17 protein-coding genes are annotated in these 19,694 nt (G+C 59.9%); 10 read left to right on the forward strand and 7 right to left on the reverse strand.

Features of this window, described 5'->3' with window-relative positions:
* Positions 1-112 precede the first annotated feature (112 nt).
* The 7 genes from ACR0D8_RS11610 to ACR0D8_RS11640 form a co-directional block, all read right to left on the reverse strand.
* Positions 113-1,264 carry a tetratricopeptide repeat protein gene (locus ACR0D8_RS11610; protein ID WP_480646582.1) on the reverse strand — a complete coding sequence of 384 codons (1,152 nt, stop codon included), beginning with the start codon at positions 1,262-1,264 and terminating at the stop codon, positions 113-115.
* Between the two features lie 125 nt (positions 1,265-1,389).
* The gene (locus tag ACR0D8_RS11615) at positions 1,390-2,415 is read right to left on the reverse strand and encodes a trans-3-hydroxy-L-proline dehydratase (protein WP_480646584.1); all 1,026 of its coding nucleotides are present in this window, start codon (positions 2,413-2,415) and stop codon (positions 1,390-1,392) included.
* Positions 2,416-2,424: 9 nt separating this feature from the next.
* Positions 2,425-3,663: an NAD(P)/FAD-dependent oxidoreductase gene (locus tag ACR0D8_RS11620; protein ID WP_480646586.1), complete on the reverse strand. Its 1,239-nt coding sequence runs from the start codon at positions 3,661-3,663 to the stop codon at positions 2,425-2,427.
* Entirely contained in the window at positions 3,660-4,592 is a 933-nt protein-coding gene (locus ACR0D8_RS11625) for a 4-hydroxyproline epimerase (RefSeq protein ID WP_480646588.1), read from the reverse strand. Before ACR0D8_RS11625 ends, ACR0D8_RS11620 begins: the two co-directional genes overlap by 4 nt.
* Complete coding sequence (locus tag ACR0D8_RS11630) at positions 4,583-5,542, reverse strand: dihydrodipicolinate synthase family protein (protein WP_480646589.1); 960 nt, start codon at positions 5,540-5,542, stop codon at positions 4,583-4,585. The genes ACR0D8_RS11625 and ACR0D8_RS11630 overlap by 10 nt, the downstream gene beginning before the upstream one ends.
* 158 nt (positions 5,543-5,700) lie before the next feature.
* Positions 5,701-6,759: an ABC transporter ATP-binding protein gene (locus tag ACR0D8_RS11635; RefSeq protein ID WP_480646591.1), complete on the reverse strand. Its 1,059-nt coding sequence runs from the start codon at positions 6,757-6,759 to the stop codon at positions 5,701-5,703.
* The gene (locus ACR0D8_RS11640) at positions 6,756-7,562 is read right to left on the reverse strand and encodes an IclR family transcriptional regulator (RefSeq protein ID WP_475164813.1); all 807 of its coding nucleotides are present in this window, start codon (positions 7,560-7,562) and stop codon (positions 6,756-6,758) included. The genes ACR0D8_RS11635 and ACR0D8_RS11640 overlap by 4 nt, the downstream gene beginning before the upstream one ends.
* A 139-nt stretch (positions 7,563-7,701) precedes the next feature.
* Here ACR0D8_RS11640 and ACR0D8_RS11645 point away from each other — a divergent pair, with 139 nt between their 5' ends.
* From ACR0D8_RS11645 to ACR0D8_RS11690, 10 genes are all read left to right on the forward strand, one after another.
* Positions 7,702-8,961 (forward strand): ABC transporter substrate-binding protein, encoded by a 1,260-nt coding sequence (locus ACR0D8_RS11645; RefSeq protein WP_475164769.1) that lies wholly within the window; start codon positions 7,702-7,704, stop codon positions 8,959-8,961.
* A 95-nt stretch (positions 8,962-9,056) separates the two neighbouring features.
* Positions 9,057-9,983 carry a carbohydrate ABC transporter permease gene (locus ACR0D8_RS11650; protein WP_480646593.1) on the forward strand — a complete coding sequence of 309 codons (927 nt, stop codon included), beginning with the start codon at positions 9,057-9,059 and terminating at the stop codon, positions 9,981-9,983.
* Between the two features lie 2 nt (positions 9,984-9,985).
* Positions 9,986-10,834 (forward strand): carbohydrate ABC transporter permease, encoded by an 849-nt coding sequence (locus tag ACR0D8_RS11655; RefSeq protein WP_475164765.1) that lies wholly within the window; start codon positions 9,986-9,988, stop codon positions 10,832-10,834.
* The gene (locus ACR0D8_RS11660) at positions 10,834-12,921 is read left to right on the forward strand and encodes an alpha-galactosidase (protein WP_480646595.1); all 2,088 of its coding nucleotides are present in this window, start codon (positions 10,834-10,836) and stop codon (positions 12,919-12,921) included. Before ACR0D8_RS11655 ends, ACR0D8_RS11660 begins: the two co-directional genes overlap by 1 nt.
* Positions 12,918-14,627, forward strand: coding sequence for an IlvD/Edd family dehydratase (locus tag ACR0D8_RS11665; protein ID WP_480646597.1), 1,710 nt, complete (start codon positions 12,918-12,920; stop codon positions 14,625-14,627). Before ACR0D8_RS11660 ends, ACR0D8_RS11665 begins: the two co-directional genes overlap by 4 nt.
* Positions 14,627-15,394 (forward strand): SDR family NAD(P)-dependent oxidoreductase, encoded by a 768-nt coding sequence (locus tag ACR0D8_RS11670; RefSeq protein WP_480646598.1) that lies wholly within the window; start codon positions 14,627-14,629, stop codon positions 15,392-15,394. The genes ACR0D8_RS11665 and ACR0D8_RS11670 overlap by 1 nt, the downstream gene beginning before the upstream one ends.
* 4 nt (positions 15,395-15,398) lie before the next feature.
* Positions 15,399-16,292: a 2-dehydro-3-deoxygalactonokinase gene (locus ACR0D8_RS11675; RefSeq protein ID WP_480646600.1), complete on the forward strand. Its 894-nt coding sequence runs from the start codon at positions 15,399-15,401 to the stop codon at positions 16,290-16,292.
* Positions 16,289-16,894 (forward strand): 2-dehydro-3-deoxy-6-phosphogalactonate aldolase, encoded by a 606-nt coding sequence (locus ACR0D8_RS11680; protein ID WP_480646602.1) that lies wholly within the window; start codon positions 16,289-16,291, stop codon positions 16,892-16,894. Before ACR0D8_RS11675 ends, ACR0D8_RS11680 begins: the two co-directional genes overlap by 4 nt.
* Positions 16,891-17,751, forward strand: a complete 861-nt coding sequence (locus ACR0D8_RS11685) for an SMP-30/gluconolactonase/LRE family protein (RefSeq protein ID WP_480646604.1) — start codon at positions 16,891-16,893, stop codon at positions 17,749-17,751. Before ACR0D8_RS11680 ends, ACR0D8_RS11685 begins: the two co-directional genes overlap by 4 nt.
* Positions 17,748-19,667 carry a beta-galactosidase gene (locus ACR0D8_RS11690; RefSeq protein WP_480646606.1) on the forward strand — a complete coding sequence of 640 codons (1,920 nt, stop codon included), beginning with the start codon at positions 17,748-17,750 and terminating at the stop codon, positions 19,665-19,667. Before ACR0D8_RS11685 ends, ACR0D8_RS11690 begins: the two co-directional genes overlap by 4 nt.
* Positions 19,668-19,694 lie beyond the last annotated feature (27 nt).

Genomic DNA, 19,694 nt, shown 5'->3' on the forward strand with positions numbered 1-19,694 from the left:
AGGTTCGGCCCGGGATCAATCGTCTAAAGGGGGCGCAAATTGACACGGGTTGCGGATTATTGGTGGAGACAAACCAATTGAGAACTACCCGTACCCATCTGTTACCTACGATCTATTGTGCTGAGTTTCTCCCGCGCGGTCCCAATACCGAGAAGGCGCTCGTGTCCTCAAGGTGATCAAGGTAGCGAACAATCACTGCGTCCAAATGTTCGGCGGAGCCAGCCTGAGCTTCGGCTGATACCGGCACATCAGCTTTCCGGATTATGCACAACACAACCGAACGACCGCGTCGGCCCGTGTCCTGAAGAAATGCGTCAATCTCCGTTTTTGCGAGATCAGTTCTTCCAAGTACCGCATATGTATATGAACGTTTTATCCATTCGTTATTCTGGCTCAAGGTGACCCAGTTCCACGACTGTTCGCTCCATCTTTCGACAAAGTTCTTTCGGGCCCAGTATAGCTGCTCGACCCAATCTGCGTATTTTCTTACATATTCGATACCTTTTTTCTCGTCGCCGATCTTCAGATGAATTAAAGCCGGGATAAACAACTCCGCACTCGATCCAGGTCGCAACCTTGCATAGTTTGACCCCGCCTCAAGGGCGCTTTCGTGGTCTCCGGTGTTATTCAAATCGATGATCAGACGCATAAAATACACCCAACTTTGCTCGGGCCAGCGCTGTTCGGCCTGCGTCAGAAAAATTATAACCTCATCATCGCCGCGCTGTTCATGAATAGTATTGACCAGTGTCATACCGGCATCTTCGTACCCCGGATCAATCTTCAGAACCCGTTCCAAGCCCGCAGTGGCGGCAGGAACGTTGCCCTGGCGCCTGTCAAATTTTGCCTTGTTATACAACGCATAGGTACTGTCAGGGTCGATCAGCAGGACCTTCGCATAGTCAGCTTCCGCGGCCTCAGTATTCCCGATTGCGTCCTGAGCGAACGCGCGCCTCAATATCGAATTTGGGTCGTTTGGATGCAATTCCAACGCACTGGTATAGTCTGAGATCGCTTCGTCATATCTTTTGCCGCAATAGTTGGCCCAGGCACGCGCCCTCAGAAGCCCGTTTCGTTGCTCAGTGCTGATCTCCTCAGCCTCCAACAACGTCGTGCAAGCGGCAACAACTTTGGTGGCACCTCCCTTGTTGCCCAAACATGCCTCGGCCAGTTCGGTGTAATTCGTCGCGGATTTCGACGGGGAATTGAACGACAGCAGCAGCGCTGCAATTACAACAAAAAGGGCAGCAAGGCGTATATGCATCAAGGCTCCTTCTGATTTGGGGCACTCATCTTAAGGTGGTGTCGCACGGCCTGTACACAAGGGACCCGCACCCGCAACTATCTGATAGTGAGGCAAAAATACTACATGAGATTCGCGGTACGGGTTCACACGCCCCAGGTGTCGCTTAGCCTGTAACCTTCCGGCCACGGATCATCCGGGTCCAGCAAGTGTTGGTGCGTGCCGGTGATCCAGCCGCGACCGCTGATCTCGGGGATGATAGCGGCCCGGTCTCCGACATGGATTTCCTCAACGATCCGAACAGTGAAACGGGACCCGATGATCGAGACCGCTTCTAATGTCTGCCCGACATTCATCTGCCCCTTCGCAGCCATCAACGCCATGCGCGCGGAAACCGCCGTTCCGGTTGGCGACCGATCAACCTTGCCCGGCTGGATGGCGACAGCAGATTTGCCTGTCAGGCCAGTCCCGGTATTCTGGAGAGGTCCGCAAAAAGCGCAGAAAGAGATGTGGTTCCAGTCCGGGTTTTCGGGGTGCGTAAAGCCCAGTTGTTCATTGGCCGCATTCGTGATCGTAACCCCAAGGCCCGCGATATCGCGGGCCTCGTCCCGGTCGATGCTCAACCCCAGCGCCGTGGCGTCGACAACCACGAAACTGTCACCGCCATAAGCTGTGTCGACAGTCAGAGTGCCGATCCCGGGAACCTCAAGCGGTACCGATATCTGATCGGCAAAGCTGGGCAGGTTCTGCACGTGGATACGCACCGCTTTGCCGTTCCGGCAGTCGGCACGCACGTGCACGAGGCCCCCGGGCGCCTCCAGCGTCATCCGGGTTTCCGGTTCCTGCATCGGGATGATCCCGCTGTCCAGAAGAACGGTCGAGACACAAATCGCGTTCGACCCGGACATGGGCGGCGTGTCCTCGGGCTCCATGATGATAAACGCCGCGTCGGCCTCGGGGTGCTTGGGCGGGACCAGCAGATTGACATGGCGAAACACACCGCCGCGCGGCTCATTCAACACGAAATTGCGCAACGTCTGGTCCTGCGCCACGTAAGAACGCTGATCCCAGATTGTGGCCCCCGGGGGCGGCTGAACGCCGCCAACGATCACATCCCCCACTTCGCCTTCTGCATGGGCCGAGATGATGTGGATGGTTTTGGTGCTGCGCATGGCTCCTCCTCAGAACCGGGTCGGAGAATACGGGGTCAGGGGCACCGGGGAGGGTTGGCTGTCAATCAGCGCCCCGACCAGTTCGGCCGTTCCGGCGGATTGGGTCAGACCCAAATGGCCATGACCAAAGGCGTATATGACCGCGGGTGCGTTTGGTGAGGGTCCGATTACAGGGATACTGTCCGGCAGGGACGGGCGATACCCCATCCATTGCGTGCCGCCTTCGGTTCGAAGACCCGGCATGAATTGTGCGGCCTTCTTCAGCAGGGTTTCGGCGCGCTTGAAGTTTGGCGGCAGGTGTAATCCACCCAGTTCGACCGCGCCGCCGACGCGGACGCCGCCATTGATCCGGCTGGCGACAAAGCCGTGGGCCGAAAATGTCAGATGCACGCGCAGGTCAAATGCGCCTTCCGGCAGGGTCGTGTTATAGCCGCGTTCCGTTTCAAGCGGGATGTGGTCGCCCAAGGTGCGGGCCAGATGGTGTGACCATGCGCCGGCGCAGACCACAACGCGCGATGCGTCGATCAGACCATCCGAAATGGCGACCCCGACCCCGTTTTCCCCGGGCGTCAGAGCTCGGATTTCCCGCGTTTCGATCCGGCCGCCGCGCGTTCGGAATACCTGTGCCAGATGTTCGACCCATGTCTTCGGGTCGATCGTATTCAACCAGTTCGGCGTAAAACCTGCATGGGTAAATCGGGGGCTCAGACCGGGTTGCCGTTCTGCTATGGCCTCACGACTTTCCAACAGATCGAAAGCGATCCCATGCGCGCGGCGCAGGTCCCATGCGGGCAGGCTGGCGCGGAATTCGGCCTCGCCTTCATAAAGCTGCAACTGCCCGTCGCGCTGCATCAGGGGTTCGCCGTCAACATGGTCGATCAATCGGTCCAGCGCGGAGCTGGACAGATCCATCAGGCTGGCCTGCGCCGTCAGCAGGTCCCGGTAACGGGCCGGGCGGCTGGCGCGCCAGAAGCGGAACATCCAGGGGGCGATTTTCAACGCATAGGCTGGTGGAATTGAAAGCGGACCCAACGGGTCCAGCAGCCATTTCGGTGCCTTGTGCATTATTCCGGGGGTCGCCAGAGGTTCAACCTCGGGGAAAGCAAAGGCCCCGGCATTTCCGGCCGAGGTCTGCGCGGCGACACCTTCGCGATCCAGAACCAGAACCGAATGCCCGCGCCGCTGCAATTCCAGTGCGGTTGTGATGCCGATCACCCCGGCCCCGATCACCACAACCTGTCGGGTCATAACTCGATTCCGCTCCGGAACGGGTCGCCATCTGCAAATATCAGGCGGGACTCGGCCATGATATGAGCCTGTCCGGTGATCGACGGAATGATGCCGCCGTTCGAACCCGGCTGATAGGACAAGCGATATGTGCTGCCGATGACGCTCTGTTGGACGATTTCCTCACCGGGGGCCAGCGTTCCGTCGGCGGCCAGACAGGCCAGCCGCGCGGAACTTCCGGTGCCACAGGGCGAGCGGTCATAAGTGTCATCCGGACACAGAACAAAGTTTCGGCTGTGAACGTCCGGATCGTCAGAGTCGCCCTGAAAGACCACATGATCAATCGGCTCGCCTTTTTCGCCACCAATACCCTGCGCGATCGACGTCCTGCGGATCGCAATCGTCATATCCGTCAACTGCCGGATATTGCCGGGATCAACGGGGATCGGGCTGGGATCGACGATAAAGAACCAGTTGCCGCCATAGGCTACGTCCCCGGACACCGGGTCATAGTCCGGAACGTCCAACGTTATGCCACGGTGGACCCGGCGGCTTTCGACATTTGTCACCGTAACCGTGTTGGCATCATGCAGTTCAACCGTCACAACACCGGCGGGCGTTTCGATCTTGTGACGACCGACAGAGATCCGCCCCAGATGGGCCAGCGTGACGGTCAGGCCGATGGTTCCGTGCCCGCACATGCCCAACACAGCATCCGCATCAAAATAGATCACGCCTGTCACGCAGGTGGGGTCTATCGGCTCGACCAGCAGAGCCCCGACCATGGCCGGTTGCCCGCGCGGCTCCAGCATGACCGAGCGGTAGAACGCCTTGTAGTCGGTCGCCAGACGGTGTGCACGCTCGTCCAGCCCACCTGAACCCAGATCCGGCGCGCCGTCGAGGATGACCCGCGTAGGCTCACCCCCGGTATGGCTGTCGATCACATGCATTCAGCGATCACTCCACCCTGTCTGGACCAGTCGGCGAACCATGAGCGGAACAGGTCATATTGCTGTTCGCAAAAGTTGCGCTGCGCGTCAGACAGTTCGTCTGTCTCATTGAAATGCAGGCGGTATTCCTGTTCTCCGTTCAACACCAGAAGATGCTTGTAGTACAGGACCAGATCTGGACCTTCGTCAAAGCTGGACAGCACATGGATTGCCTCGGTCAGTTCAAGCGCCCGCCGGCGCGCCTCGGCATTGCCCTGCGCGGCCTTTTTAGACAGCGCGGCCAGCAACAGGGCCTCACGCGGCAAAGCGGTGCCGATTCCAGTGATTGATCCGGTGGCCCCGCAATTGACAAAGCCGTGGTACACCTCGGTATCGACGCCAACCATCAGGGTGACCTGATCGTCCTGGCTGGTGATATTTTCGGCGGCATAGCGCAGATCGTCCTTGCCGCCGAATTCCTTGAAGCCGATGAGGTTGGGATGTTCGGCCCGCAAGGCAAAGAACAGCTCGGCCCGGGTCGCGAACCCGTAGTAGGGGCTGTTGTAGATGATCGCGGGAACATCCGGTGCTGCGGACAGAATCGCCTTGAAGTGGTTTTTCTGCGCAGCCGGTGAACTGCCCCGCGACAGAACCCGCGGGATGACCATCAGCCCGACGGCGCCCATCTTTTGCGCATGGGCCGCATGAGCCACCGCGGAACTGGTGTTGATGGCACCGGTGCCGACCACAACGGGCAATCCCGCGCCTATCAGTCTTTCCACGCCCTCCATCCGCTGCGCGTCAGTCAGCAGCGGCCAGTCGCCCATCGATCCGCAATAGACCACCGCGGACATGCCGGCGCTGATCATCTGCTCCCCCTTGCGTACCAACGCGTCGAAATCCGGTGCACGGTCCGGTGTGCAGGGCGTCATCAGCGCAGGCATGGTGCCGGTGAAAACATTGGTCGACATCGGTTTTATCCTTCAGAAAATTGCGTCAGAGCCGTTTGCCCCTGGCCCTCAGAATCGCCATAACGGATATTGGATACAAAATCCATAGGAATCCCGACGCAAAAAAGCGCGCCGGATCCGGGGATCGGCGCGCCTTTTATTTGATCAGGTTGTTACGATTACCTGAACCGCTGACCCGTCTCAGTATTAAACAGCATGGCGCGTTCCGGGCGAACGACGATGCCGATGCGGTCACCATGCGCGCTGCGTTGATCGTCGCGTTCCTCGACGATCAGCTTTTCGCCGTTCGGGGTCAGCAGATAGGAATAGCTTACGCCCCCCAGCGCTTCGGTCAGATCAACGGTACAGGTGTCCGCCGCGCGGTCGATCTCGATATGTTCGGGTCGGATGCCAAGGGTCACCCTGGTCGTTCCCGCAGGCACGGTTGCGGTCATCGAAAGGGGGCCGCTGAGCGCCGGGTGCGTCACCTGACCATCCACGAAATCGCATTCAAGAAAGTTCATTGCAGGTGAGCCGATAAATCCGGCCACAAACCGGTTGTCCGGATTGCGATACAGCTCCATCGGGGCGCCGACCTGTTCGATACGCCCATCGCGCAGCACGACGATCTTGTCCGCCATGGTCATCGCTTCGACCTGATCGTGGGTCACGTAGATCATGGTCGCGCCGATCTCATTGTGCAGCCGCGCGATCTCGACCCGCATCTCGACACGCAGTTCGGCATCCAGGTTGGACAAAGGTTCGTCAAACAAGAACACCTCGGGCCCGCGCACGATGGCGCGTCCGATGGCCACGCGCTGGCGCTGACCGCCCGACAGGGCCTTTGGCTTGCGCTTGAGGTACTGATCCAGTTTCAGGATGTTCGACGCTTCCTGCACTTTCTCTTCGATCTCGGACTTCGCGACCCCGTTCATACGCAGACCAAAGCCCATGTTTTCGGCAACCGTCATATGCGGGTACAGAGCGTAGGTTTGAAACACCATTGCGACGCCACGCTTGGCCGGGTCCATATGGGTCACCTCTCGCGCCCCGATGTGGATTTGACCTTCCGAGGTTTCTTCCAGCCCGGCAATCATCCTGAGCAGAGTGGACTTGCCGCAGCCCGAAGGCCCGACAAACACACAGAATTCCCCATCCTCGATCTGCAGATCAATGCCGTGAATGACCTGAGTCTGACCGTATCGCTTGATTGCGTGATTCAGAGTGACACCCGTCATGTTGCTTGCATCCTGTCATTGTGTGCGTTTGGGCGGCTCTCGGGGAACCGCCAGGCCTGTGCTTCGGTTCCGATCTGTCCGGCCACGCGGCGAACACGGGGAACCCAAGTTTCCAGTTGGTCGAGATTCATGCGCTCGGTCGATCCGGTGACCGAAATCGCCCCCAGCACGCGCCCGCCCGATGTCAGGATCGGACAGGCAATACAGATGATGCCCGGCTCATGCTCTTCATCATCTATGGCGTAACCCCGGTGACGCACCAGATCGAGGTCGGCGCGCAGCGCCTGTTCCGATGTCAGCGTCTTGTCGGTGAACCGGTGATAGCTTTGCTGGGAAATGGCCTTGTTCAGCGACTTGTCGTCCAGAAAGGCCATCATTGCCTTGCCGACGCCGGTACAATAGGCCGGGCCGACCTTGCCCGCCTGTGAGAACATCTCGATCGGCTGGGCTGCGTTGCGCTTGTCGATATACAGCACCTGGCTGGAATCGAGCTGCGCCAGATGCACGGTTTCGCCGGTTTCGCGGCTGAGCGCATCAAGAAAGGGGCGCGCGATCGGTGCCAGCGAGCTTTGTGTCCAGGCTGCATGAGCCAGCCGAACAAGACGCATTCCCGGCGAATAAGTCTGCCGGTCCGGATCGTAATACAGCATGCCCTGATTGGTCAGCGATTGCAGAAACCGGTACAGCGTCGCCTTGGGAAAGTCGCTGCCGTCCAGCAATTCCGCGAATCGGACCGGTCGCGCAAAGGACGCCACCTGATCCAGCACATCACATGCTTTTCCTATAGTTCCGTCACCAGACACTGGCACGTTATCTCCTCCACTTACCCCCGACCAATGGCACGAGGGTCTTGACAAGACTAACCGAGTTGATGTGTAGTTTTCAATATATAAAACTTGGTTCCATTATTTGGAACAGAAATGGAAGCTAAGGGAGGAAACCATGCATTCCATCTTCAAGCGCACAACGGCCGCGCTGGCCATGAGCGTTGCATTTGCCGCTCCGGCTGCGGCCGAGCTGACCGGCGAGTTGCGAATCTTCCTCGATACATCGAACCCGGCGCCCCGTGCGACGATGGAGGCGATGATCGACCGGTTCGCGCAACAGCACCCCGGGCTGGAAATTGAAACCACCGTGATCGACCGCGAAGCGTACAAGACGCAGATCCGCAACTTCCTGACGGCCGACACGCCGGACGTCGCGACTTGGTACGCGGCCAACCGGATGAAACCCTATGTCGAGGCGGGCCTGTTCGAAGACGTGTCCGACCTGTGGGCCGAACCCGAGATTGCCGACAACCTGTCCTCGACCAAAGGCGCGATGACGATCGACGGCAAGCAGTGGGGCGTGCCCTATACCTACTATCAGTGGGGCGTCTACTATCGTAAGGACATCTTCGACGAGCTGGGCCTGAGCGAGCCGACCACCTGGGAAGAGGAACTGGCGAACTGCCAGAAAATCGTCGATTCGGGCCGGGCCTGCTATACCATCGGCACCAAGTTCCTTTGGACCGCCGGCGGCTGGTTCGACTATCTGAACATGCGCACCAACGGGTTCGACTTCCACCAGCAACTGGCCAATGGCGAAGTCAGCTGGGAAGACGATCGGGTCAAGCAGACCTTCGCCAACTGGAAACAGCTGATCGACATGGGCGCGTTCATCGACAACCACCAGACCTATAGCTGGCAGGAAGCGCTGCCGTTCATGGTCAATGGCGACGCGACGGCCTATCTGATGGGCAACTTTGCCGTCGCGCCGCTGCGTGATGCCGGTCTGACTGATGATCAGCTGGATTTCTACCAGTTTGTTGCCATCAACCCTGATGTCGAACTGGCCGAAGACGCGCCGACGGACACGTTCCACATTCCGGCCAACGCCTCGAACAAGGAAGCTGCACGCGCGTTCCTGCGCTTTGCAGTGTCGCCGGATCAGCAGACCGAGATCAACAACGGCGCCAACCTGGGCCAGTTGCCGGTTAACGCGCAGTCTTCTGTGGATAACGACAAGTTCCTGCAACAGGGCTTTGAAATGCTGTCGGCAAACAGCCCCGGCGGTGTTGCTCAGTTCTGGGACCGTGACGCGCCTGCGGAAATGGCCAAGGTCTCGATGGAAGGCTTCCAGGAATTCATGGTCAAGCCTGACAACGTAGATAACATCCTGGCCAAGCTGGAGCGCGCACGCGGACGCATCTACGACAACTAAAGTCAGTCTCAGGCCGGGGTTGAACTCCGGCCTGAAACATACGTTTCGCAGGGCGGGTCACTGCCCGCCGTGCCCCCTAAAACCAGAGTTTTGCCATGACCGTTGCCCTAGACGTCCCAGAACAAGAAAGCTGGTTCCACAAAAATCAGCAACGTATTGCCCCCTGGTTGTTCCTTGCGCCAGGCATCCTTTTCTTCATGGTCTACGTGATCATTCCGGTGTTCCAGTCCTTTAACCTGTCACTTTATGAATGGGACGGTTTGGGTGCTGCAGAATACGTCGGGTTCCGAAACTACGAAGACTTGTACTGGGAATGGGTCGACAGGGACGCCTTCTACGTTTCGCTGAAAAACAACCTAATCTGGCTTGTCCTGTATCTGCTGGCAATTCCTGCGGGGCTGTTCATTGCGTTGTTGCTGAACCAAACCGTGTTTGGCATCCGGCTTTATAAGTCGTTGTTTTTCTTCCCGTTCGTGATAAGCCAAGTTGTGGTCGGCCTGGTTTTCACGTGGTTTTATGACCCCACCTTCGGGCTGCTGAACCAATTCCTGGGTCTGTTCGGCGCAGGGCCCATCAACGTGCTTGGGAACGAGCATCTTGTCACCTACGGCATCATCGCCGCCGGTCTGTGGCCACAAACCGCATATTGCATGATTTTGTACCTCACGGGTCTGAACGCCGTGGACCCGGAACAGATCGAGGCCGGGCGGCTTGACGGCGCGAAAGGTTTCAGAATGCTGTGGCACGTCGTGCTGCCGCAGCTCCGCCCGGCGACGTTCATCGCCTTTGTGGTCACGATCATCGGCGCGTTGCGGTCGTTCGACCTGATCTCGGTCATGACCCAGGGCGGACCGTTCGGATCCTCCCGTGTGCTGGCCTATTACATGTTCGAGGTCGCCTTGTCTGAATACGGCTTCCGTATGGGCTATGGCGCAGCTATCGCCGTGATCCTGTTCCTGATCATGCTGTGCTTCATTACCTATTTCCTCTGGTCGATGTACCGTGAAGAGAGAGGGCATTAACTATGTTCCCGACACCTATCGAAAAGCAATCCAAGTCGGTTCAAGTTACTTATCAGGCGTTGCTGCCGGTGGCTCTGCTGCTGTGGCTCGGGCCACTGCTGGCCGTTGCTCTGTTCTCGGTCAAACCGGACGCGGATTTTGTGAACGCCAATTACTGGGGGCTCCCGTCCTCATTCGAGTTCATGCACAATTACGGGCAGGTCTTTTTCAACAGTGACATGCCCCGGTATCTGCTGAACTCGGTTCTGATCACGGTTCCAACCGTGATCGGGGCTGTGGCCCTCAGCACGATGACCGGTTTTGCGCTGGGGATTTACAAGTTCAAATCGAACCTCTGGATCTTCTTCATGTTTGTGGCCGGTAACTTTGTGCCGTTCCAGATTCTGATGGTTCCGGTGCGCGATTTGACGCTGGATCTGGGGCTATACAACACAAAGACGGGCCTTGTCCTTTTCCACATCGCCTTCCAGACCGGATTCTGTACCCTCTTCATGCGCAACTTTATCAAAGCACTTCCGTTTGCCTTGATCGAAGCTGCGCGGGTCGAGGGGATCAGTGAATGGCGCATCTTCTGGTACGTTGTGCTGCCCCTGATGAAGCCGGCTCTGGCTGCGCTCAGCGTGCTGATGTTCACCTTCATCTGGAACGACTATTTCTGGGCCGTGGTTCTGACTCAGGGTGCCGAAAGTCAGCCCGTTACCGCTGGTATCACCAGCTTTAACGCGCAATACAGGGCGGCCTATCACTTAATGAGTGCCGGCTCGATCGTTGCGGCCCTGCCGCCGGTGGCCATGTTCTTCCTCATGCAGAAACACTTCATCGCGGGCCTGACCCTCGGAGCGGTAAAATAATGATAAGAACCTGGTCGCTTCATGATGAGCGACAATCCTTAGTGCTCGCGGCCCGCCGCGAGCACTTGCCTGAGGTGGTCTATTTCGGACCCCGCCTGCCCGATCAGGAAAACACGGAAACCCTGCTTGCAGCTTACGGTCTTGACGTCACCGGCGGCATGCTGGACGCCAACCCCGAACTGTCGATCTGCCCAGAGGCGACCCGCAGTTTTCCGGGCCAGCCCGGCTTGATCATACGGGACGGTGACGGGACGCCGATCCTGCCCAAGTTCTGTTACGAGCACGAGGAAGTCGGCGACAACCATCTGGAGCTGACCTTTCGGGACGAAACACACCGGCTGACCTATCAGGCGTGGTTTTCGATCGACCCGAAGACGCATATCATCGAAGCCCGCGCGACGCTCGAAGCGGATCGCCCGGTTCTGTTGCACTGGCTGTCGGCACCGGTGTTTCCGGCCCCGCAACTGTCGGACGAACTGATCGACTTTGCCGGGCGCTGGTGTGGCGAATTCCAGATGAACACCACCCCCTGGTCGCCCGGAATCCGGTACCGGGAAAACCGCACCGGCCGCACCGGGCACGAGCATTTTCCCGGTCTGATCGTCCCTGTGCGCGGCGCGACAAATGCACAGGGGCAGGCCTATGGGTTCCACTACGGCTGGTCCGGCGGGCACAGAATGGTGGCCGAGGAATTGCCCGACGGGCGCCGCCAGATTCAGTTCGGTCAGGCTGCCCGGATGGAGCGAGAGGCCTCGACGCGGTTTGAAACCGCGCCGTTATTTGCCGTTTTCTCCGCCGATGGCATCAATGGCTGCGCCGTGGCGTTCCAGCGCCACTTGCGCGACCGCATTGTGGCCTTCCCCAAGCCCGACCGCGCCCGCCCCGTTCACTACAATTGCTGGGAAGCCGTCTATTTCAACCACAACCTGCCCGAGCTTAAGGAAATCGCGGAACGCGCCGCATCCCTCGGGGCAGAGCGGTTCGTTCTGGACGACGGCTGGTTCGGTCAACGGGACGACGATACCTCGTCTCTCAGCGACTGGGAGGTGGATACACGGAAATATCCCGATGGCCTGGACCCGCTGATCAAGCACGTCCACGCGCTGGGGATGACGTTCGGTATCTGGTTCGAACCCGAGATGATCAATCCCGACAGCAGCATCCACCGGGCCCACCCGGAATGGGCATTGGGCAGCGAGGACCAGATCCTGGGCCGCGCGCAAAAGGCGCTGAATATGGCGCTGCCCGAGGTTCGCGAGTTTCTTTATGAGCGTATGGCAGCGATCCTGTCCGCACACGACATCGACTATATCAAGTGGGATCACAACCGCGTTCTGCCAATGCCTGACGCGGCACAGACGCGCGGCTCATATGCGCTGATCGACAGGCTGCGCCAGGACTTTCCGCATGTCGAGATCGAAAGCTGCGCCAGCGGTGGCGGCCGTATCGATTTCGGTATCCTGAAACGGACCCAGCGGGTCTGGCTGAGCGACAGCAACGACGCGCTCGAACGGTTGCGGATTCAGCACAACGCCGCAATCTTCCTGCCCATGGCCGTCACCGGCAGCCATGTCGGCCCGCGCATCTGCCACACTTCGGGCCGGGTGCTGGACATCCGTTTCCGCGCCTGGGTCGCGGCGCAGCGGCACATGGGGTTCGAGATGGACCCCCGTGAGCTGAACCTGGAAGAAGAAGCCGTTTTGCGGGAAGTCACGCAATGGTGGAAAGACAACCGTGACTGGCTGTATTATGCCGACATCCTGCGGCTCGACAGCCCGGACCCCTCGGTTGTCGCCGAACAGCAACAAACCAGCGACGGTTCGCGCTTTGTGGTATTCGCGGGCAAGGTCGATACCTCGCCACAGATCGCACCCCGACCGTTGCGACTGACCCGACTTGAGGCAAACGCGCAATACCGCGTTGCATTGCGCAATACGGCCGAAGCGCCCGCGACATTGTCCCGCGGCAGTCCGGCGCTCAAACAAGGACCGATAACCGTAAGCGGCCAGTATCTGATGAGCCACGGCTTGTCTCTGCCGTGGAGCTTCCCGCAGTCGATGTGGGTAATTGAAGGCCAGAAACTATGACCAATAAACGTCGTTCACAGCACTGGTATGGCAAGCTGGACAAGGACGGATTCATCCACCGTTCGTGGATGAAGAACCAGGGTTTTCCCGATCACGCCTTCGACGGGCGTCCGATCATCGGCATCTGCAACACATGGTCCGAACTGACCCCCTGCAATTCGGGCCTACGCGATCTGGCCGAAGGCGTCAAACGCGGCGTGTGGGAGGCCGGCGGATTCCCGGTTGAATTCCCGGTGATGAGCCTGGGGGAAACCCAGATGAAACCCACCGCCATGTTGTTCCGCAACCTGCTGGCCATGGATGTCGAGGAATCGATCCGCGCCTATGGCATTGATGGCGTCGTTCTGCTGGGCGGGTGCGATAAAACCACGCCAGGCCAGTTGATGGGCGCGGCTTCGGTCGATCTGCCGTCAATCGTTGTCAGCTCCGGTCCGATGCTGAACGGCAAATATCGCGGTCAGGATATCGGCTCGGGCACCGACGTCTGGAAGTTCTCAGAAGCGGTCCGCGCGGGTGAGATGACCCTGAAGGATTTCATGAATGCCGAATCCGGCATGTCCCGCAGCGCCGGGGTCTGCATGACCATGGGTACGGCCAGTACCATGGCCTCGCTGACCGAAGCCCTGGGGATGAGCCTGCCCACCAATGCCGCCCTACCGGCCGTCGACGCCCGCCGTATGGCGCTGGCGCATCTGACGGGCAAGCGGATCGTTGAAATGGTGGATGAAGACCTGAAGCCTTCGGACATTCTGACCAAGCAGGCGTTTGAGAACGCCATTCTGGCCAATGCCGCCGTGGGCGGATCGACCAACGCGGTTGTACATCTGCTAGCGCTTGCGGGCCGTGTCGGGGTTGATCTGACGCTGAAGGATTTTGAGATCGGATCGGAAATTCCGCTGCTGGTGAACTGCATGCCCTCGGGCAAGTATCTGATGGAGGATTTCTGTTATGCCGGTGGCATGCCGGTTGTCCTGTCGGAACTGAAACCGTTTCTGCGCCCGGCCAAAACGGTGCTGAACAAGGATATCTCGGCCCATTACGAAGGCGCGGAGTGTTTCAAACGCGATGTCATCCACGCTTTCGATGATCCGGTCAAACCCGCGGCAGGGCTGCGGGTGCTGCGTGGCAACCTTGCGCCGAATGGGGCAATCGTCAAACCCTCGGCCGCGACCGATGCGTTGCTGGAGACCGAGGCCGAGGCTTTCGTCTTTGAAAGTATCGAAGACCTGAAAGCCAATATCGACCGTGACGATCTGCCGGTTACGCCCGAGACGATCCTGGTCCTCAAAGGCTGCGGCCCCAAGGGATACCCCGGCATGCCCGAGGTCGGCAATATGCCGATACCGGCCAAGCTGGTGAAAGAAGGCGTGCGTGACATGATCCGCATCTCGGATGCGCGCATGTCGGGCACCGCGTTTGGCACCGTGATCCTGCATGTCAGCCCCGAGGCGCAGGCCGGCGGCCCGCTGGCGCTGGTCCGGACCGGTGACCGCATCCGTGTTTCGGCCAGCAAGGGCGCATTGGAACTGTTGGTGGACGAACAGGAATTGGACAACCGCCGCGCTGCGTGGCAACCGGACGCGCCGCATTACACGCGCGGATACGCAAAATTGTATATCGACCACGTTCTGCAGGCCGATCGCGGCGCAGACCTTGATTTCCTTGTCGGCAACGACACCCGCCTGGTGACGAGAGAGAGCCACTGATGGAACAGACAGCCACATTTCACGATTTGAACGGAGCCTCTGTCTATATTACCGGCGGAGGGTCCGGTGTCGGCGCGGCACTGACGGACGGGTTCCTCGCCCAGGGCGCAAATGTCGCCTTCATCGGCCGCTCGGACGCCAGCGCCTTTGTTGAAGAGATGCGGGACAAGCACGGGCGTGCACCGCTGTTTCTGCAGGGCGACATGACCGACACCGAATTGCTGCATGCCACCATGACCAAGGCCGCAGAGGCCCACGGCCCCATCAAGGTGCTGATCAACAACGCCGCCAACGACAAGCGGCATTCGCTTGAAGAAACAACCTCGGATTTCTGGGACTGGATGATCGAGGTCAACCTGAAAGCCTATTACTTCGCTTGTCAGGAAGCCGCCCGACAGATGAAGGACGGGGGTGGATCAATCGTGAATTTCAGCTCCATCAGCTACATGATGGGCAATGCCGGCTATCCGATCTACACGACATCAAATGCCGGGATCACCGGCATGACACGGTCGCTGGCGCGGGAACTGGGTCCGCAGAACATACGCGTCAACGCGCTGGCCCCGGGCTGGGTTCTGACGCAGAAGCAGCTGGATATGTGGGCCACGCCCGAAGACCTGGCCGCGCATATGGATCGCCAGTGCCTCAAGGAACATTTGACGCCCGAGGACATGATCGCGCCGACCCTGTTTCTGGCGTCTGAGGCCAGCCGGGCAATGACCGGCCAGTGCATGGCGGTCGATGGCGGCGTCGTCGTAACGGGGTAGAACCATGAACACAGAATGGATCGCTGTCGACTGGGGAACATCTCATCTTCGGGTCTGGGCCATGCGGGGCGACACCGTGCTGGATCAGGCCCAGTCGGATCGCGGCATGGCGCGCGTCGTCAAGGGCGAGTTTCAGACCGTATTGCTGGACCTGATCGAAGGCTGGTTGGGCGATGCGCCACTTGACGTTCTGGCCTGCGGGATGGTCGGCGCGCGGCAGGGCTGGGTCGAAGCCCCCTATTCGGCGGTTCCGTCAGTACCGGTACCGGTCGCCCCGATCCGTGTCCCCGATACCGACCCCCGCATCCGGGCCTTCGTGGTGCCGGGCCTGAAACAGAATTCACCACCCGACGTCATGCGCGGCGAAGAAACCCAGATCGCAGGGTTTCTGGCCGACCGCCAGAACTGGGACGGGGTGATCTGCCTGCCGGGAACCCACACGAAATGGTCGCAGATCAGCGCCGGCGAAGTCGTCAGTTTCCGCACCTTCATGACCGGAGAGATGTTCGAACTGCTGCGCCGGCAATCGGTCCTGAAACACTCGGTCGGTGACGGCTGGAACGAAGACGCCTTTGCCGAGGGCGTGGCGGATGCCCTGACGAAGCCCGAACAGATGGCCGCAAGGCTGTTTGGGCTGCGCGCCGCCGATCTGCTGCATGAACAGGACAGCGGCGTTGCTCGGGCCCGTCTTTCGGGGTACCTGATCGGCGCGGAATTGGCCGCAACCCGCCCCTATTGGCTGGGTCAGCAGCTGGCAATCGTCGGCGCCGAAGGCGTTTCCGAGGTGTATGCCGCTGCGCTGCGACAACAGGGTGCCTTTGTCGAAACCGTCAACGGCACGCAATCCACACTGGCAGGCCTGTTGCAGGCCCGCAAACTGACGAGGCAAACCGCATGAGCCGTCCCATTATCGCCATCCTGCGCGGCCTGCAGCCGACCGAGGCCGCCGACGTTGGTCATGCCGTGATTGATGCCGGTATCGACCGCATTGAAGTCCCGCTGAACTCACCCGACCCGTTGGAAAGCATCGGCATTCTGGCTGATCGTTTCGGCGCACAGGCGCTGATTGGCGCGGGAACCGTTCTGACAGTTGACGAAGTCGATGCCGTCGCCGGTGTAGGCGGCAAGCTGATCGTTTCGCCAAATTTCAACGGTGACGTGATCCGCCGTTCCGTCGCTCTGGATCTGCAGAGCTGGCCGGGCGTCTACACCCCAACCGAGGCATTTGGCGCGCTTGACGCGGGGGCCACGGGAATAAAGCTGTTTCCCGGCGTGATGGCCGGCCCAACCGGGCTGGCGGCAATGCGACCGATCCTGCCCAAAGGAACGCTGGTCTATGCGGTGGGCGGCGCTGGTCCCGAGAATTTCGGCGACTGGATCGCCGCTGGCGCTGATGGGTTCGGGATCGGATCGGCGCTGTTCAAGCCCGGCCTGACCGTCCAGGAAATCGCGGACCGCGCCCGGCAGATCGTCGCGGCCTATGACGAGGCTGCCGGATGAGCACCGTCTTCGACGATCGCCCGTGCGAGTTGGGCGAGGGGCCGTTGTGGCACCCGGAACGGCAACAGCTGTTCTGGTTCGACATCGTGGGCAACCGGTTGATGTCTCGGCAAGACCACATGCGGCTTGGCTGGCAGTTCCCGGAACATGTCTCTGCCGCAGGCTGGGTGGACCGGGAAACGCTGCTGATCGCCTCGGAAACAGGTCTTTGGCGATTCGAACCGGACACCGAAAAGAAGGAATTGGTCGCCCCGCTTGAGGCCGACAACCCCGTCACCCGTTCCAATGACGGTCGCGCGGATCCGTGGGGTGGTTTCTGGATCGGAACGATGGGAAAGAATGCCGAACCGGGCGCAGGGTCGATCTATCGGTTCTGGCGGGGTGAGGTCCGGCGACTGGTGCCAGATATCACGATCTCGAACGCCATCTGTTTCGCGCCGGACCGGGCCTGTGCCTATTACGCGGACACGGCGACAAAACAAGTCATGCGCTGGTCGCTGGACGCCAACACCGGCTGGCCCGAGGGTGATAGCACGGTTTTTCTGGACTTCCGGGTGGACGGCCTGAACCCCGACGGGGCCGTCGTCGACGCCGAAGGCAATATCTGGATTGCACAATGGGGCGCCAGCCGCGTTGCGGCCTATGACCCCGCCGGGCAGTTTCTCAGGGCGCAGAGTTTTCAGGCCGCGCACACGTCCTGCCCCGCCTTTGGCGGCAGCGATCTTACAACGTTGTTCTGCACCACGGCCCGTGAAGGTCTGAGTGCAGAAACACTTGAAACCCAACCTACCAATGGCATGACCTTTGCCGCCATCGGCGCAGGCAAGGGTCAGGCGGAACACAGAGTCATTCTATGAAGCCCGAACTAGGCGTCTGCTACTACCCGGAACACTGGCCCGAAGAGATGTGGGCACAGGACGCGGCCGATATGGTCAAAACCGGCCTGACCTGGGTCCGGATCGGTGAGTTCGCTTGGAGCCGGATGGAACCTAAACCCGGTGATCTGCAATTCGGCTGGCTGGATCGTGCTATCGAAACACTGGCGGATGCCGGCCTGAAGATCATTCTCGGGACGCCCACCGCGACCCCCCCGCGCTGGATGCTGGATAAACACCCGGATATGCTGGCTGTGGACGTGCAGGGGCAGCCGCGCAAATTCGGGTCCCGCAGGCATTATTGCTTTAGCCATCAGGGTTATGTCGAGGAAAGCGCGCGTATTGCCCGGATCATGGGCGAACGCTACGGGCGTCATCCACAGGTCGCGGCGTGGCAGGTCGACAATGAATATGGATGTCACGACACTACTGTCAGTTACAGCGCATCAGCCCTGCGTGCATTTCGCGTCTGGCTGAAACGACAATATGGGACAATCAAAGCGCTGAACGCGGCCTGGGGCAATATCTTCTGGTCGATGGAATATGACGACTTCAGCCAGATTGACCTGCCCAACCTGACCGTGACCGAGGCCAACCCGGCGCATGTTCTGGCCTTCCGCCGCTTCAGCTCGGATCAGGTGGTGGCGTTCAACAAGGCACAGGTCGACGTTTTAAGGCCGCTGACCGATGCGCCTCTGCTGCACAATTACATGGGGCGGGTGCTGGATTTCGACCATTTCAAAGTCGGCGCGGATCTGGATATCGCGACATGGGACAGCTATCCGATCGGCTTTCTGTCCGACCGGCTGGAGGCTGATCCGGAACATAAGACAGCCTTTCTGCAACAGGGCGATCCCGACATGCAGGCCTTTCACCATGACCTGTATCGCGCCGTCGGGCGCGGGCGCTGGTGGGTGATGGAACAACAGCCCGGCCCTGTGAACTGGGCACCCTATAACCCGGCACCCCTGCCGGGCATGGTCCGGCTGTGGTCGCTTGAGGCCGTCGCCCACGGGGCCGAAGTCGTCAGTTACTTCCGCTGGCGGCAGGCCCCGTTCGCGCAGGAACAGATGCACGCTGGCCTGCTGACCCCGAACAACTGCCCTGCCCCGGCACTGACCGAAGCGCGACAGACCGCGGACACACTGATGCAACTGGGCGCGGTCACACAAATGCAGGCGGATGTCGCCATTTTGTTCGATTACGCTTCGGACTGGGCCTGGACAACCCAGCCACAGGGCGCGGGTTTCGACTATTTCGGTCTGGTGTTTGCCGCCTATCAGGCTCTGCGCCGGGCGGGGTTGTCGGTGGATTTTGTTTCGGCGGAGGACGGCCCCAAGGGTCACTACAAGATGATCCTGGCACCCGGGCTGGCCACGATGACCCAAGGTCTTGAGCGCCAGGTGACCGACAGTAGTGATCTGGTCATTCTCGGGCCCCGCAGTGGTGCCATCACGCGTGACTTTCAGATACCGGAAACCGGACGACCCGGCCTGACCGGGCTGGATTGCGCGGTCGATCTGGTGGAAACCCTGCCCCCCACGGTCAATCGCACGGTGATCGGCGGGGGTGCCGCACAGCATTGGATCGACCGGCTGTCCGGCTCCGCTCCGGACCTGCTGACCTTTGACGACGGAACACCGGCGCTGAAGGGCGATAAAGGTCTTTGGTATCTGACCGGTTTTCCCGATGAGGCGCTGTGGGATCGGGTCATGGAACTGGCTGCACAGAATGCTGGTCTGGACCTGCATCCGATGCCAGTGGGTTTGCGGCGCAGAGAAACTGCGGACCATGATTTCCTGATCAACTACAACGGCGCACCGGTTTCTTGGAACGGCCACGAAATCGGAGCCTGTGATGTCTCGGTCCTGAGAAAGGATGCGCCCGAAACGGTATAAACTTTTCGGGCGCATCCGGTGCGTGTG

This window comes from Ruegeria sp. BG10 (genome assembly GCF_056538575.1).

Coding starts and splice junctions, on each gene's coding strand:
- ACR0D8_RS11665 (WP_480646597.1), top strand. CDS start 12,918: ATGACCAATAAACGTCGTTCACAGCACTGGTATGGCAAGCTGGACAAG.
- ACR0D8_RS11680 (WP_480646602.1), top strand. CDS start 16,289: ATGAGCCGTCCCATTATCGCCATCCTGCGCGGCCTGCAGCCGACCGAG.
- ACR0D8_RS11675 (WP_480646600.1), top strand. CDS start 15,399: ATGAACACAGAATGGATCGCTGTCGACTGGGGAACATCTCATCTTCGG.
- ACR0D8_RS11645 (WP_475164769.1), top strand. CDS start 7,702: ATGCATTCCATCTTCAAGCGCACAACGGCCGCGCTGGCCATGAGCGTT.
- ACR0D8_RS11685 (WP_480646604.1), top strand. CDS start 16,891: ATGAGCACCGTCTTCGACGATCGCCCGTGCGAGTTGGGCGAGGGGCCG.
- ACR0D8_RS11615 (WP_480646584.1), bottom strand. CDS start 2,415: ATGCGCAGCACCAAAACCATCCACATCATCTCGGCCCATGCAGAAGGC.
- ACR0D8_RS11690 (WP_480646606.1), top strand. CDS start 17,748: ATGAAGCCCGAACTAGGCGTCTGCTACTACCCGGAACACTGGCCCGAA.
- ACR0D8_RS11630 (WP_480646589.1), bottom strand. CDS start 5,542: ATGTCGACCAATGTTTTCACCGGCACCATGCCTGCGCTGATGACGCCC.
- ACR0D8_RS11635 (WP_480646591.1), bottom strand. CDS start 6,759: ATGACGGGTGTCACTCTGAATCACGCAATCAAGCGATACGGTCAGACT.
- ACR0D8_RS11650 (WP_480646593.1), top strand. CDS start 9,057: ATGACCGTTGCCCTAGACGTCCCAGAACAAGAAAGCTGGTTCCACAAA.
- ACR0D8_RS11620 (WP_480646586.1), bottom strand. CDS start 3,663: ATGACCCGACAGGTTGTGGTGATCGGGGCCGGGGTGATCGGCATCACA.
- ACR0D8_RS11660 (WP_480646595.1), top strand. CDS start 10,834: ATGATAAGAACCTGGTCGCTTCATGATGAGCGACAATCCTTAGTGCTC.
- ACR0D8_RS11670 (WP_480646598.1), top strand. CDS start 14,627: ATGGAACAGACAGCCACATTTCACGATTTGAACGGAGCCTCTGTCTAT.
- ACR0D8_RS11625 (WP_480646588.1), bottom strand. CDS start 4,592: ATGCATGTGATCGACAGCCATACCGGGGGTGAGCCTACGCGGGTCATC.
- ACR0D8_RS11610 (WP_480646582.1), bottom strand. CDS start 1,264: ATGCATATACGCCTTGCTGCCCTTTTTGTTGTAATTGCAGCGCTGCTG.
- ACR0D8_RS11655 (WP_475164765.1), top strand. CDS start 9,986: ATGTTCCCGACACCTATCGAAAAGCAATCCAAGTCGGTTCAAGTTACT.